Annotated in this window: 15 protein-coding genes and 1 pseudogene; 7 read left to right on the forward strand and 9 right to left on the reverse strand. The window is 66.4% G+C overall.

The genetic code is table 11. The features are described from left to right. Positions 1-36: 36 nt before the first annotated feature. Together AC1DNG_RS14130 and AC1DNG_RS14135 are read right to left on the reverse strand one after the other, a co-directional pair. Positions 37-630: a hypothetical protein gene (locus tag AC1DNG_RS14130; RefSeq protein ID WP_028277630.1), complete on the reverse strand. Its 594-nt coding sequence runs from the start codon at positions 628-630 to the stop codon at positions 37-39. Positions 631-689: 59 nt separating this feature from the next. Then, the gene (locus AC1DNG_RS14135; RefSeq protein WP_476856783.1) at positions 690-2,045 is read right to left on the reverse strand and encodes an MATE family efflux transporter; all 1,356 of its coding nucleotides are present in this window, start codon (positions 2,043-2,045) and stop codon (positions 690-692) included. Between the two features lie 149 nt (positions 2,046-2,194). Here AC1DNG_RS14135 and AC1DNG_RS14140 point away from each other — a divergent pair, with 149 nt between their 5' ends. Together AC1DNG_RS14140 and AC1DNG_RS14145 are read left to right on the forward strand one after the other, a co-directional pair. Next, the gene (locus tag AC1DNG_RS14140; RefSeq protein ID WP_028277632.1) at positions 2,195-2,629 is read left to right on the forward strand and encodes a DoxX family protein; all 435 of its coding nucleotides are present in this window, start codon (positions 2,195-2,197) and stop codon (positions 2,627-2,629) included. A gap of 166 nt (positions 2,630-2,795) precedes the next feature. Then, entirely contained in the window at positions 2,796-3,770 is a 975-nt protein-coding gene (locus tag AC1DNG_RS14145; RefSeq protein ID WP_230007189.1) for an acyl-CoA thioesterase, read from the forward strand. A gap of 10 nt (positions 3,771-3,780) precedes the next feature. Here the strand turns inward: AC1DNG_RS14145 and dnaB are convergent, their stop codons facing one another. Beyond that, positions 3,781-5,166: a replicative DNA helicase gene (dnaB, locus tag AC1DNG_RS14150; protein WP_018775337.1), complete on the reverse strand. Its 1,386-nt coding sequence runs from the start codon at positions 5,164-5,166 to the stop codon at positions 3,781-3,783. Between the two features lie 829 nt (positions 5,167-5,995). Here dnaB and AC1DNG_RS14155 point away from each other — a divergent pair. Both AC1DNG_RS14155 and AC1DNG_RS14160 read left to right on the forward strand, forming a co-directional pair. Next, entirely contained in the window at positions 5,996-6,442 is a 447-nt protein-coding gene (locus AC1DNG_RS14155; RefSeq protein WP_476850679.1) for a hypothetical protein, read from the forward strand. A 3-nt stretch (positions 6,443-6,445) separates the two neighbouring features. Then, positions 6,446-7,018: a hypothetical protein gene (locus AC1DNG_RS14160; protein ID WP_476859629.1), complete on the forward strand. Its 573-nt coding sequence runs from the start codon at positions 6,446-6,448 to the stop codon at positions 7,016-7,018. Positions 7,019-7,075: 57 nt separating this feature from the next. Here the strand turns inward: AC1DNG_RS14160 and AC1DNG_RS14165 are convergent, their stop codons facing one another. Next, positions 7,076-7,516 carry a TFIIB-type zinc ribbon-containing protein gene (locus AC1DNG_RS14165; protein WP_476887637.1) on the reverse strand — a complete coding sequence of 147 codons (441 nt, stop codon included), beginning with the start codon at positions 7,514-7,516 and terminating at the stop codon, positions 7,076-7,078. Here AC1DNG_RS14165 and AC1DNG_RS14170 point away from each other — a divergent pair. Then, positions 7,493-7,549, forward strand: a pseudogene (locus AC1DNG_RS14170) (hypothetical protein); the annotation flags it as partial. The gene AC1DNG_RS14165 and the pseudogene AC1DNG_RS14170 sit on opposite strands and share 24 nt — an antisense overlap. Positions 7,550-7,601: 52 nt before the next feature. Here AC1DNG_RS14170 and AC1DNG_RS14175 read toward each other — a convergent pair. Next, positions 7,602-8,228, reverse strand: a complete 627-nt coding sequence (locus AC1DNG_RS14175; RefSeq protein WP_476887638.1) for an FMN reductase — start codon at positions 8,226-8,228, stop codon at positions 7,602-7,604. 140 nt (positions 8,229-8,368) lie between these two features. On the opposite strand from AC1DNG_RS14175, the gene AC1DNG_RS14180 reads away from it, so the two are divergent. Further along, positions 8,369-8,791, forward strand: a complete 423-nt coding sequence (locus AC1DNG_RS14180; protein WP_476887639.1) for a DUF1801 domain-containing protein — start codon at positions 8,369-8,371, stop codon at positions 8,789-8,791. A gap of 171 nt (positions 8,792-8,962) precedes the next feature. Here AC1DNG_RS14180 and rplI read toward each other — a convergent pair whose 3' ends face one another. The 4 genes from rplI to rpsF all read right to left on the reverse strand — a co-directional run bounded on the left by rplI (position 8,963) and on the right by rpsF (position 10,734). Next, entirely contained in the window at positions 8,963-9,415 is a 453-nt protein-coding gene (gene rplI, locus AC1DNG_RS14185; protein ID WP_018775331.1) for a 50S ribosomal protein L9, read from the reverse strand. Positions 9,416-9,432: 17 nt separating this feature from the next. Then, positions 9,433-9,672, reverse strand: coding sequence for a 30S ribosomal protein S18 (rpsR, locus tag AC1DNG_RS14190; protein WP_003800144.1), 240 nt, complete (start codon positions 9,670-9,672; stop codon positions 9,433-9,435). Positions 9,673-9,797: 125 nt separating this feature from the next. Continuing rightward, positions 9,798-10,373 (reverse strand): single-stranded DNA-binding protein, encoded by a 576-nt coding sequence (locus AC1DNG_RS14195; protein ID WP_018775330.1) that lies wholly within the window; start codon positions 10,371-10,373, stop codon positions 9,798-9,800. 55 nt (positions 10,374-10,428) lie between these two features. Beyond that, the gene (gene rpsF / locus AC1DNG_RS14200) at positions 10,429-10,734 is read right to left on the reverse strand and encodes a 30S ribosomal protein S6 (protein ID WP_026266755.1); all 306 of its coding nucleotides are present in this window, start codon (positions 10,732-10,734) and stop codon (positions 10,429-10,431) included. A gap of 271 nt (positions 10,735-11,005) precedes the next feature. Between rpsF and AC1DNG_RS14205 the strand changes: the two genes are divergently transcribed. Then, positions 11,006-11,689 (forward strand): DUF1345 domain-containing protein, encoded by a 684-nt coding sequence (locus AC1DNG_RS14205; protein WP_476870321.1) that lies wholly within the window; start codon positions 11,006-11,008, stop codon positions 11,687-11,689. Positions 11,690-11,694: the final 5 nt, after the last annotated feature.

The raw sequence follows: 11,694 nt of genomic DNA on the forward strand, positions 1-11,694 counted from the left end.
CCGCAATTGTTCTACGCCGGGTAGAACCTGTCGGTACTAGTTTACGGCCTCCGCGGAATCGCCCGGAGCATCATGGCGCAGGGTCAGTCCGGACAGCATCCACAGGACGCCGCTGATGATGGCCCCGCCGCCGGCAACCCCGAGGAGGGCGTGCGGGCCGAGGCCGATGAAGAACGGCAGCGCGATCGCAGTGCCCAGTCCGATCACGCCGGAGGCGATCCAGTCACGGGCCAGCACGGACCGGCCGCGGCCACGAATGCCCGCGAACAGCTCCGCGGCGCCGGCCACGCCCAGGCCCAGAGCCGCGATGGTTCCGAAGACGAGCGGGGCGGGGATCAGGGCCACGGCCGCGCCGGCTCCGGCCAGGGCTGCCCCGCCGGCGGAGAGGACTCTGCCAGCGCCTTCCCGCGGTGGGAATCCGGTCTTGGGCACGGTCCAGATCATCACCACACCGGTGGCCAGCAGGTAGAGGCCGCCGGCCCAGCCCATGCCCGATTCTGGCGGTGCCGCCCAGAACACGGTGACCGCGCCAAACACGAGCGCGACGGCCGCCCTGACAAGCACGGGCTTGAAGAGGTCGGCCGCGGCGCGGATGGCAGGGGTCGCGTCAGGCGCTGCGGGAAGAGTCACCCGTCCAGTTTAGTGCGAAGCCGCGGCTTCGCACGCCTGCCGGCGGCGCCAGCCCGCACTCACCGCGCGCCGAGCACCATCCACCGGTCCGTCCGGGCCCGGAGGCCCAGCGTCAGCGCCCGCGCCGCCATGTAGCCGAGCGAGAACGCGGCCCACAGCCAGAGCAATCCCGCGCCGGCACCGGCGCCGGAATACAGCACCGCCAGCAGCAGCGGCAGGTAGGCAGCGAGGTTGACGACGCCCGCGATCGCCAGGTAGCGGGCGTCGCCCGCGCCGATGAGGACGCCGTCAAGGACGAAGACGTACCCGGCCAGCGGCTGCCCGGCGGCGAGCACCCACAGGGCGAGGGTAAGTGCCGCCCGGACTTCGGCGTCGGGTGTGAAGAGGGCGCCCGCCCACGGTGCCGCGGCTGCCAGAAGGATTCCGGTCAGGACGCCGAAGCCGACCCCCCACCGGGTCATGGTGCGCGTCAGCGCTCGTGCCGCCACCGGCCGGGCCGCGCCGAGTTCCTTGCCGATCAAGGCCTGGGCCGCGATCGCGAGGGCGTCGAGGGCGAAAGCGAAGAACGTGAAGATGGTCATGGCCAGCTGATGTGCGGCGAGATTGACCGGCCCCTGGGCGGTGACCACCACCACCGTGGCGAGAATCGCGATCCGCAGGCTGAGTGTGCGCAGCATCAGCCAGGAACCCACCCCGGTCAGGGCCCGGATGCCACGCCAGTCCGGCCGCAGGGACACCCCGTGGTTGCGGGCGTTGCGCCGGACGATCAGCACATAGACGGCAGCCATGGCCCACTGCGCGATGCTCGTGCCCACGGCCGAGCCGGTCACGGACCAGCCCAACCCGTAGACGAGGACCAGGTTCAGCGCGATGTTCAGCGTGAAACCCGCGGCGGCGACGATCAGCGGGGTCCGGGTGTCCTGGAGTCCGCGCAGCACCCCGGTGCCCGCGAAGATGAGCAGCATCGCCACGAGGCCGGGCATGGACCCGCGCAGGTAGTCCACGGCAAAGGCATGCACCTCGCCGTCGGCGCCCATCAGGTCCAGGAGCGGCCCCGCGGCCAGGAACCCGGCGACCGCAAGGACGAGTCCGAGCAGCAACGCCAACCAGATGCCGTCGCGCCCGGCGGCGAGGGCTTTGGCCAGCTGGCCGTTGCCGATGGCCCGCGCCACTGCCGGGGTGGTGGAGTACGCGAGGAACACCATCAGTCCGACTGCCGTGTGCAGGACCGCCGATGCCAGCCCGACGCCGGCCAGTTCGGCCACGCCGAGATGGCCCACAATGGCCGAATCCGCGAGCAGGAACAGCGGCTCGGCGATCAGGGCGCCGAAGGCCGGCACTGCCAGGCGCAGGATTTCCCGGCGCTGCCCGGTAGTCGGCGGCGGGGCGGTGGACAGCTGCGGGGAAGGTTGCACGCGTTAACCCTAGCCGGGCCGTTGAATCGACCCAGCACGTCATTTAGTTGACATTTCAACTAAATATCCGGAAGACTGGATCTTGAACGCAACCGAAGCCGCGGCGGCTGAGAGCCGCGACGCCCCCTACTTACGAAACGGTATTTCCCATGAACCAGCCCGCCCTGACCACCTCCGCCCGAACCATCCTGCGCGTCATCGCCGGCTTCCTTTTCGCCGCCCACGGCTGGCAGAAGTTCAACGAATTCACGATCGCAGGCACCCAGGCCGCCTTCACCCAGATGGGTGTTCCGGCAGCCCAGGCGGTGGCTCCCGTCGTCGCGACCCTCGAGCTCGTCGGCGGTGTCGCGCTGATCCTGGGCGTGCTCACCCGCGTGTTTGCGGTCCTCCTCGCACTGGACATGCTCGGCGCCCTGTTCATGGTCCACGCCTCCGCCGGCGTCTTCGTCGCAACCGGCGGCTATGAACTCGTCCTGATCCTGGCGGCCGCCGCTGCAGCCGTGGCCCTCGTCGGTGCGGGCAAGTTCTCCGCCGACCGCGCCCTCTTCGGCCGCGCCGACTCGAAGCTCCGCGTCCTGGCCTAAGGCCTCCACGGCATAGCTCACGGCCTGGAGCGCGACGGCGGGCGGTCACCTTTTGGTGGCCGCCCGCCGTCGTGTGTCTCCGGGTTATGGCGTGGTTGTGGCCTGCAGGAGAGCGATTGTGTCGCCGGCCGGCCGCGCCCGCCGGGCCAATCAGTAAACTCACAATATGAGCGAGAACGCGCCCAATTCCGTGACCCTGCGCTTCCTGGCGGCCCCCACCGATGTCGGCCACAGCGGCTCGGTCGACGCCGGCACCGTGCTCGAGTGGGTGGACAAGGCGGCCTATGCCGCCGCCGTCGGCTGGGCAAAGTCCTACTGCGTGACGGCCTACGTGGGGAACATCCACTTCGCGGACCCGGTCAACAGTGGCGACATGGTGGAGGTCGAGGCCACGATCGTGTACACCGGGCGGTCCTCGATGCACATCCGGACCGTGGTGTCCTCGGGCGATCCGAAGGGCGGCCCCGCCACCATGCGGAGCCAGTGCATCGTGATCTTCGTGGCCGTGGGCGCGGACGGCAAGCCCATACCGGTGCCGCAGTTCGTCCCTGAGACGCCGGACGAAATCGAACAGCGGGACCACGCGCTGGCCCGGATCAAGGTCCGCGAGGACATCGTGGAGGCCATGAGCGGACAGGAATATACCGACGCCGGCACGGCCGAGAGCGTGGTGCTGCGGTTCATGGCCGCGCCCACGGACGTGAACTGGGGCGGCAAGGTGCACGGCGGCATCGTCATGAAGTGGATCGACGAGGCTGCCTACGTCTGCGCCTCCCGCTACTGCGGCAAGGACACCGTGGCCGTATTCTCCGGCGGCGTGCGGTTCTACCGGCCGCTGCTGATCGGCCACGTCGTAGAGGTGGAGGCCCGTCTGGTCTACACCGGCACCAAGGGCATGCACATCGCCGTCCACGTCCGCTCCGGAGACCCCAAGGGGCGCGAGCTGAACCTGACCACATACTGCCTGACGGTCATGGTCGCCCGCGACGAGACCGGCACCTCGGTCCCGATTCCGCAGTGGGTGCCGGTGTCAGCGGAGGATATCCGGCTGCACTCCCACGCCCGCGAACTGCTGGAAATCCGCGGCCGGGCCCCGGGGAACCGGCTGCCCAACCACCTGCTCGCGGCCCGCGACCACTAGCCGGGCGGGGCTAGAAGCCGCCGCCACCGCCGGCGTCGGCGGCCATGTTGGCAAACCGCGAGTAGTGGCCCTGGAAAGCCACCACAATGTCTTTTGTGGGGCCGTTACGGTGCTTGGCGATCAGGATGTCCGCCTCGCCCGCGCGCGGGGACTCCTTGTCATAGACGTCTTCGCGGTGCAGCAGGATCACCATGTCGGCATCCTGCTCGATGGAGCCGGATTCGCGCAGGTCCGAGACCATGGGGCGCTTGTCCTGGCGCTGCTCGGAGCCACGGTTCAGCTGCGACAGCGCGATCACCGGCACCTGGAGTTCCTTGGCCAGGAGCTTCAGGGCACGGGAGAACTCGGAGACTTCCTGCTGGCGGGATTCCACCTTCTTGCCCGAGCTCATGAGCTGCAGGTAGTCCAGGATCACCAGCTTGAGGTCATGCTGCTGCTTCAGGCGCCGGCACTTGGCCCGGATCTCCATCAGCGACATGTTGGGGCTGTCATCGATGAACAGCGGCGCATCGTTCATCCGGCCCATGGTGGTGGCAATCTTGGACCACTGCTCGTCCTTGATGGTGCCCTTGCGGAGGTCCTGGAGACCGATCGTGGCCTCGGCGGACAGCAGGCGCATGGCGATCTCGTTGCGGCCCATTTCGAGGGAAAACATGACGGTCGCAAGGTTGTTCTTGATGGCGGCCGAGCGGGCGAAGTCCAGCGCGAACGTGGACTTGCCGACGGCCGGGCGGGCGGCGATCACGATCATCTGGCCGGGATGCAGGCCGTGGGTGAGTTCATCGAGCTCGTAGAAGCCGGTGGGTACACCCACCATGCCCTCGCCGCGGTGGCCGGAGGCCTCGATCTCGTCCACGGTGGATTCCATGACGTCCTTGAGGACCACATAGTCCTCGGCGGTCCGGCGTTCGGCGACGGCGTAGACCTCGGCCTGGGCCTGGTTGACCAGGTCTTCGACCTCGCCGTCCTGTCCGTAGCCGAGCTGGACGATCTTGGTGCCGGCGTTGACCAGGCGGCGCAGCACCGCGCGTTCGCCCACGATTTCAGCGTAGTAACCGGCGTTGGCCGCCGTGGGGACGGTCTGGATGAGTTCGTGCAGGTAGGCGGGTCCGCCGATCCTGTTGATTTCGCCGCGCTTGGTCAGCTCGTCCGAGACGGTCACGGCGTCCGCGGGCTCGCCGCGGCCATAGAGGTCGATGATGGCCTCGTAGATGGTTTCGTGCGCCGGACGGTAGAAGTCCTGGCCACGCAGGATCTCGACGACGTCGGCGATGGCGTCCTTGGACAGCATCATGCCGCCCAGGACTGACTGCTCCGCGGGGATGTCCTGCGGAGGCTTGCGGCTGCCCTCGGCTCCCCGCGTACCCTCGACTGAGTCCAGATGCGTAACTGACAAAACTGCCGTCCTTCATTGTGTGCCGTGGCGGATGTCCGTTCGCCGCGGCGCGTAAGCACTGCGCCTTATGCCCAATGCCCTCGTACCCAGTGCCTCAAGGCCAAGCACCGTATCCCGCCGGGTCAACGCCCAGCCGCTGCGGTGCTCAACGGCCGTGATGCCGAACTGCTGTCATTGCGGAGCTGTGATGCGTACCTGCTGTGTTGCCGAACTGCTGTGATCCCGAACTGCTGTGTTGCCGAACTGCTGTGATGCGGGCGGCAAAACCCGGCACATGCCGGCCGCTCTATTCTTACCAGTCAGCTCCGACAGTTCGCGCCGGACCAGCAACCGCCGTTATCCACAGTGCTGGTGCGGCCGCAGGGCACCGGATCCCGGAGCCGGTGTCCTGGTGGGCACCATCCGGCGACCGCAGGTTTTTCCGCTTCCCACGCCCGATATCCTGCTACGTTATCCGCCGCCGGGGCAGGCACCAACCCGGCCGCTCCGCTGCCCTGTGGATAACCTGTGCACTAGTGCCTGATGCTTGTGCACAGTCTGTGGGTAGAGCTGTGGATAGAAAAAAAGTTAAGCCTGTAATCAGTGCTTGACCTGCGGAAATGTTGCATTCATCTTGTGGACACAAAACAATTTCCGCCAAGCTTCATCCACAGCCTGCACCTTGGAGCTGGGGATACGATGCGGCACAGGAGGCCACATTTGCCGCCCGATACGCACATTTTGTGACCGGATTCATTCCCGCCGAGCCGAATTGACGCCAGCAGCGGCGCACTGTACGCGAGGTGCGGAACATGCTGTGGATAACCGCAATCTGGCATAAGCTCTAATCATGGGCGATGTACTGATAGTCATGTTGCCTGCCCTCATCCTCGCGGCGGTGCTCTGGGCGGCGGTCACGGCGTTGAAGCCGCGGAACCACGGCATCTCAGATGCCGAGCGTTACCAGCAGGAACTGGCGCTCAAGTCCCAGGCCCACTACGCGGCACAGGTCCGGGCTGCCGAGGCCTCCCGCGCCCGGATTGAAGCTACCACGCGCCCCAGCCAGAACTCCCAGCAGCAATCGCAGCAGGCCGACCACGCCCGCTCCGCCCTTTTGGGCCGGGACAGCTCCGGCCACCAGGATGCGTTGTCCGCCATTGGACACCTGAGCCCACAGCTCCTCTTGCAGCTCCAGTCGCTGGCCCACGACGGCCACAAGACGAAGGCCGTCCGGCTGCTGCGGCAATCGACGCGCTCGGACCTGAAGACCGCAAAGAATTACGTAGATCGGCTCTAGCACATGGACTCCCTGCTCATTCCCGTACTGATCCTGGTGCTCGTGGCCGCCGCCGTACTGCTGGCGATACGGGCGTGGAGCCGCCGCGGCGAACGCACCATGCCGGCACCAGCGCCGCAGCCGGACCCCAACTCCGCGGAGCTGGCCCGGACGGCGGCCGCCAGGCTCACCGAGGACCAGCACCGGCAGCTCTACGCGCTGATCGCGCAGGGGCAGGCCATGACCGCCATCAAGGTCTACCTCGAGGCCACAGGCGAGGGCCTACGGGCGTCCCGCGACGCCGTCGCGGCGCTGGCAGCCCACCCCCAGCCCTTCCGCGCCCCTGAGCCGGCGCCGGCGGCCGTTCCGGACGACGACGACGTGCCCCAGCGGTTCTCGTACCGCTACCGCGCGATCGCCAGCAAGGGCGATGTCACCCGCGAGGTGAGCAGCAACATGCTCAATGATGAGATCTACGGGAGGATCCGCACCCTGGCTAAGAGCGGCGACACCGAGGCCGCAGCGACCGCCCTGACCCGCCACTCGGATATTTCCATGAAACAGGCCCGGGAGTTCATCGCACTGCTTGGCGACTGAGCCCCGCGGGGCCCGCGCCGGCTCCGGGCCACCGGCACGGCCGGGGACCCGGCATGGCTAGAAGTCGAACAAGTCCCCCAGCCAGCCTTCCTTCTTCTTCGGACGACGGCGGTCATCGTAACGCGGCTGCTCATACCTGGACTGGTCGGGACGCGGACGGTCGCGGCGGTCATCGTACCGGCGCTCGTCATAGCGGCGGTCATCCGGACGCCGGTCGTCCCGGCGCGGGTCGGGGTTGTACAGCGGCGGCGGAATGTGGCCAGCAACCGCAGGTGAAAACGACGCAGGTGAAAACTCAGCAGGTGAAAACGCCGTAGGTGGCATCGCTGCCGGCGGCAGTGGTGCGGCGGGGACGCCGGCTGCCGGGCCCAACGACTCCGCCGCACGGTCAATGATCTTGTCCAGCTCTCCCCGGTCCAGCCACACCCCGCGGCATTGGGGGCAATAGTCAATCTCCACGCCGCTGCGTTCACTCATGATCAGGTCAATAGAATCCACGGGACACTTCATGTCCCGGACAACGAGCGGGCGGCCGAAAAGGTTCGGACGGCGCTGCAGGCCCGGAAGCCCTGCGCGGGCAGACCTACCGCTGGGCAGCGATCCCGGCCAGCAGCTGCTCAAACGGCAGGGACTCCAGCGCGACCGGCTTCTGCTGCGGCCCTGAGTCCTGCAGCAGAGCGACAAACTCCCCCGCCGCCCGGTCCACGCGCACCGACAGTGGCGAGCCGCCGTCGTCGTTGTTTCCCCAGTCCTGCGGCCCGGCGAAAACCGCGGTGGCGGCGATCCGGGTGCGCAGGTAGGTGAACAGCGGCCGCATCGCGAAGTCCAGCACCATCTGGTGCCGGTCCGTGCCGGCGGTGGCCCCGATCAGCACGGCCTTGCCTTCGAACGCCTTGGGATCGAGCACGTCGATGAAGGACTTGAAAAGCCCGCTGTAGGACGCGCTGAACACGGGGCTGACGGCGATCAGGCCATCAGAGGCCTCGACGCCGGCGATCACTTCGGCGAGCCGCGGAGCCGCATACCCGGTTACAAAGTTGTTGGCGATGTCCACGGCGAGGTCCCGCAACTCCAGGACCTCGATGTCCACGGCGTAGCCGGCCGAGGCAAGCTGCCGCTCGGCCGAGGCCGCCAGCTGGTCCGCGAGCAGGCGGCTTGAGGAGGGGACGCCGAGTCCGGCGGAGATAACGGTGATACGGCGGGTTTCCACGGAGTGCTCCTAAGTTGAATCCTGGTCAGCAACGCGACTACATGCGTTTGCATCTACCTCTAGAAGCGGCGGGCAGGGGGATTTATTCCCGGCCACCCTCCCCGCCTGACAGGAATGTCGCGCTCTGCAAGACTGCCCTCATGGCTGAAAACAAAACGCAGGCAACCGGCGCGTCGGTTCAGGAGTTCCTGGCCGCCGTCGAGCATCCGGTCCGGCGCGCCGACGGGTTCCGCCTGCTGGCACTGATGTCCGAAATAACGGGCGAACCGGCGCAAATGTGGGGTCCGACGATTGTGGGCTTCGGCCGCTACCACTACAAGTACGCGAGCGGCAGGGAGGGCGATGCCGCGGCGGTCGGCTTCTCCCCCAGGAAATCCAGCCTGTCGCTCTACGGCCTGACATATGGGCCGGAGGCCGCCGAACTCCTCGGCAGGCTGGGCAGGCACAAGCTCGGCGCCGGCTGCCTGTACGTCAACAAGCTCGACGACGTCGACGATGCCGTGCTCACTGAACTGGTCCGGCTCGGCTACCGGCATGTCACCACGGCGCTGCACCACGCCTAAGGGATCCGCCCCGCCAAAGCAACGCGGGGTCACCTACGGCCCATGACGCCGTCCAACATGGACCGCAAGTGACCTCGTGTTGGGGTTAAAGCAGAAGGCCCCCGCCTTCGGTCCTCAGAGAGGTCCGGAGGCGGGGGCCTTCCAGCAGTTCAGGACTGCAGCCGGTGAGGGCTACTTGCCTGCGACTACGTCGAGTTCGATCACAGCGGAAACGTCGTCGTGCAGACGGACGTTTGCCTGGTAGGAACCGGTCGACTTGATGTGTGCCGGCAGTTCAACCTTGCGCTTGTCGATGCGGCCCAGGCCTGCGGCCTCAACAGCGTCGGCCACGTCGCCCTGCTTGACGGTGCCGAACAGGCGTCCGGTTGCGCCAGCCTTGACGACCAGCTTGACCGGCTTGGCGGAGAGTGCAGCAGCCTGCTTCTGAGCGTCTTCCAGGGAAGCGTGCTCGCGGGCAACGCGGGCAGCCTTGATGGACTCAACCTGCTTCTCGCCACCCTTGGACCAGGTCAGGGCGAAGTTGCGGGGCAGCAGGTAGTTACGTGCGTAACCGTCCTTGACCTCGACAACGTCGCCAGCAGCACCGAGACCGGTTACTTCGTGGGTCAGAATGAGCTTTGCCATTTTAGTTAATCCCTTCCTTAGCCGCGGCCAGCGCCGGAGTAAGGCAGCAGAGCAACTTCGCGGGCGTTCTTGATTGCCTGGGCGATCTTGCGCTGTTCCTGCACCGTGACGCCAGTGACGCGACGGGCGCGGATCTTTCCGCGGTCGGAGATGAACTTGCGCAGCAATGCTACGTCCTTGTAGTCGATGACAGTGATGTCAGCGGCCTTCAAGGGGTTGGACTTTGGTTTGGGCTTACGGAGTTCAGCCTTAGCCATCGTGGAGCTCCTATTCGATGGAGCCCGTGGATATTGATCCACGGGATGGTGGTGATCCGGCGCAGTCTGCACCAGACCGCCTTGCGGCGGCCAGTCGGTTTTCGTTGCCGGACCTTAGATGTTGTTTAGAAGGGAGGTTCGGAATCCGGGCCGTTGCCCCAGCCGCCGCCCGCATTGCTGACCCCGGGCGTGGCCCACGGGTCTTCCTGCGCGGCGGGCTGGTTGCCGCCCCATGTCCCACCGGTGTTGCCGCCCTGGTTTGCACCCTGGCCGCCACCGAATCCACCGCCGCTGTTGCCGCCGCCGAAGCCACCCTGACCACCCTGACCGCCGGAGCGCTGGGTGCGGTTGACCTTGGCGTTGGCGTAGCGCAGGCTCGGGCCGATTTCATCGACCTCAAGCTCGATAACGGTGCGCTTCTCGCCTTCTTTTGTTTCGTAGGAACGGCTCTTCAAGCGGCCGGAGACGATAACGCGCATGCCCTTGGTCAGGGACTCGGCGACGTTTTCGGCTGCTTCGCGCCAGACCGAAGCGCGGAGGAACAGGGTTTCCCCGTCCTTCCACTCATTGGACTGCCGGTCGAAGGTGCGGGGAGTAGAAGCGATGGTGAAATTCGCTACGGCCGAACCGGACGGTGTGAACCTGAGTTCGGGGTCATTGGTGAGGTTACCGATAACCGTGATAGTGGTTTCGCCTGCCATCTACTGCCTCCTTGTGCGTTCCTGCGGGGATGAAGATTGAAGGTTGGCCGCTGAATTACTCAGCAACAACTTTCTGCTCTTCGGGGCGGGTGATCTTGGTGCGCATGATGGTCTCGTTGAGACTCAGCTGGCGGTCAAGTTCCTTGGCGGTAGCCGGCTCAGCGGTGAAGTTCACCACGGCGTAGATACCTTCGGACTTCTTCTGGATTTCGTAAGCCAGGCGACGACGGCCCCAGATGTCAACCTTTTCGATGGTTCCACCATCGTTGGTGATGACGTTCAGGAACTTCTGAAGCGACGGCTCAACGGCACGCTCTTCGACCTCGGGGTCGATGATTACCATCAATTCGTAAGGACGCATATGTGAACCCACCTCCTTTGGGCTAAGCGGTTACGGCATTTCCGTAACAGGAGGTTCATTTGCGGTGTCGTGCAATGCCCGGCCGCCGGAACGGAGGCAGGGCGCAGCACAGACTTCAATAGCTTAGTGCATGCGGGCCGGAATCCGCGATTCCGTGCCTCCACCGTACGGCCCCGCGGCGTGGCCGGGAAGAGCGTCGGCGGCCATGTGGATAACCGCCACACGGCCAGCGTTCAGTCGGGGGGCGCATCGGCTGTGCCATGATCTGAAAATGCACACCAACCCCTCGTCAGCCGTGCCGCCACCGCTCCGCCGCAGCCGTCTCCGCTTCGCCGCCATGGTGCTATTGGGGCTACTCGCCGCCGGGGCGGCCGGAATGTCGGGGCACTGGGTGCAGGCTCCCACGATTGGCTGGTGCGCCGCCGCCTTGACCTACGTCGTCTGGGTCTGGCTGGTTATCGGCCGCCTCGACCCCGCGGACACCCGGTTGCACGCCACAACGGAAGACCCGGCCCGGAGCACGACAGACCTGCTTATCCTGGCCGCCAACGCCGCCAGCCTGGCGGCGGCGGGAGCGGTCATCGTGGATTCGCACAACAACACTGACACCCTCTCCAGGATTGCCGGCGGGCTGCTCGCGGTAGTCTCGGTGGCGCTGTCCTGGACCCTGGTCCAGACGCTGTTCACACTGCGGTACGCGGAGCTGTACTACGGCACGGGCACGAGGGCAGGCTCCCGGGTGGGCGGCATCGACTTCAACCAGAGCCGGCCGCCGCAGTACACCGATTTCGCCTACTTAGCCACCAGTCTGGGCATGACGTACCAGGTATCGGACACCGCGCTGCAGAACCATGGCATCCGGGCCGAGGCCCTCAAGCACAGCCTGCTCTCCTACCTCTTTGGGACCATCATTCTGGCAACCACCATCAACCTCGTAGTCGGCGTCGCCGCGTAGGGCGC

The organism is Arthrobacter sp. 01T425, assembly GCF_056398725.1.

What these genes read in the sequence shown, in the direction of transcription:
- AC1DNG_RS14140 (WP_028277632.1), top strand. Translation starts at nt 2,195, where the DNA reads ATGAACCAGCCCGCCCTGACCACCTCCGCCCGAACCATCCTGCGCGTC.
- AC1DNG_RS14145 (WP_230007189.1), top strand. Translation starts at nt 2,796, where the DNA reads ATGAGCGAGAACGCGCCCAATTCCGTGACCCTGCGCTTCCTGGCGGCC.
- AC1DNG_RS14155 (WP_476850679.1), top strand. Translation starts at nt 5,996, where the DNA reads ATGGGCGATGTACTGATAGTCATGTTGCCTGCCCTCATCCTCGCGGCG.
- AC1DNG_RS14160 (WP_476859629.1), top strand. Translation starts at nt 6,446, where the DNA reads ATGGACTCCCTGCTCATTCCCGTACTGATCCTGGTGCTCGTGGCCGCC.
- AC1DNG_RS14180 (WP_476887639.1), top strand. Translation starts at nt 8,369, where the DNA reads ATGGCTGAAAACAAAACGCAGGCAACCGGCGCGTCGGTTCAGGAGTTC.
- rplI (WP_018775331.1), bottom strand. Translation starts at nt 9,415, where the DNA reads ATGGCAAAGCTCATTCTGACCCACGAAGTAACCGGTCTCGGTGCTGCT.
- rpsR (WP_003800144.1), bottom strand. Translation starts at nt 9,672, where the DNA reads ATGGCTAAGGCTGAACTCCGTAAGCCCAAACCAAAGTCCAACCCCTTG.
- AC1DNG_RS14195 (WP_018775330.1), bottom strand. Translation starts at nt 10,373, where the DNA reads ATGGCAGGCGAAACCACTATCACGGTTATCGGTAACCTCACCAATGAC.
- rpsF (WP_026266755.1), bottom strand. Translation starts at nt 10,734, where the DNA reads ATGCGTCCTTACGAATTGATGGTAATCATCGACCCCGAGGTCGAAGAG.
- AC1DNG_RS14205 (WP_476870321.1), top strand. Translation starts at nt 11,006, where the DNA reads ATGCACACCAACCCCTCGTCAGCCGTGCCGCCACCGCTCCGCCGCAGC.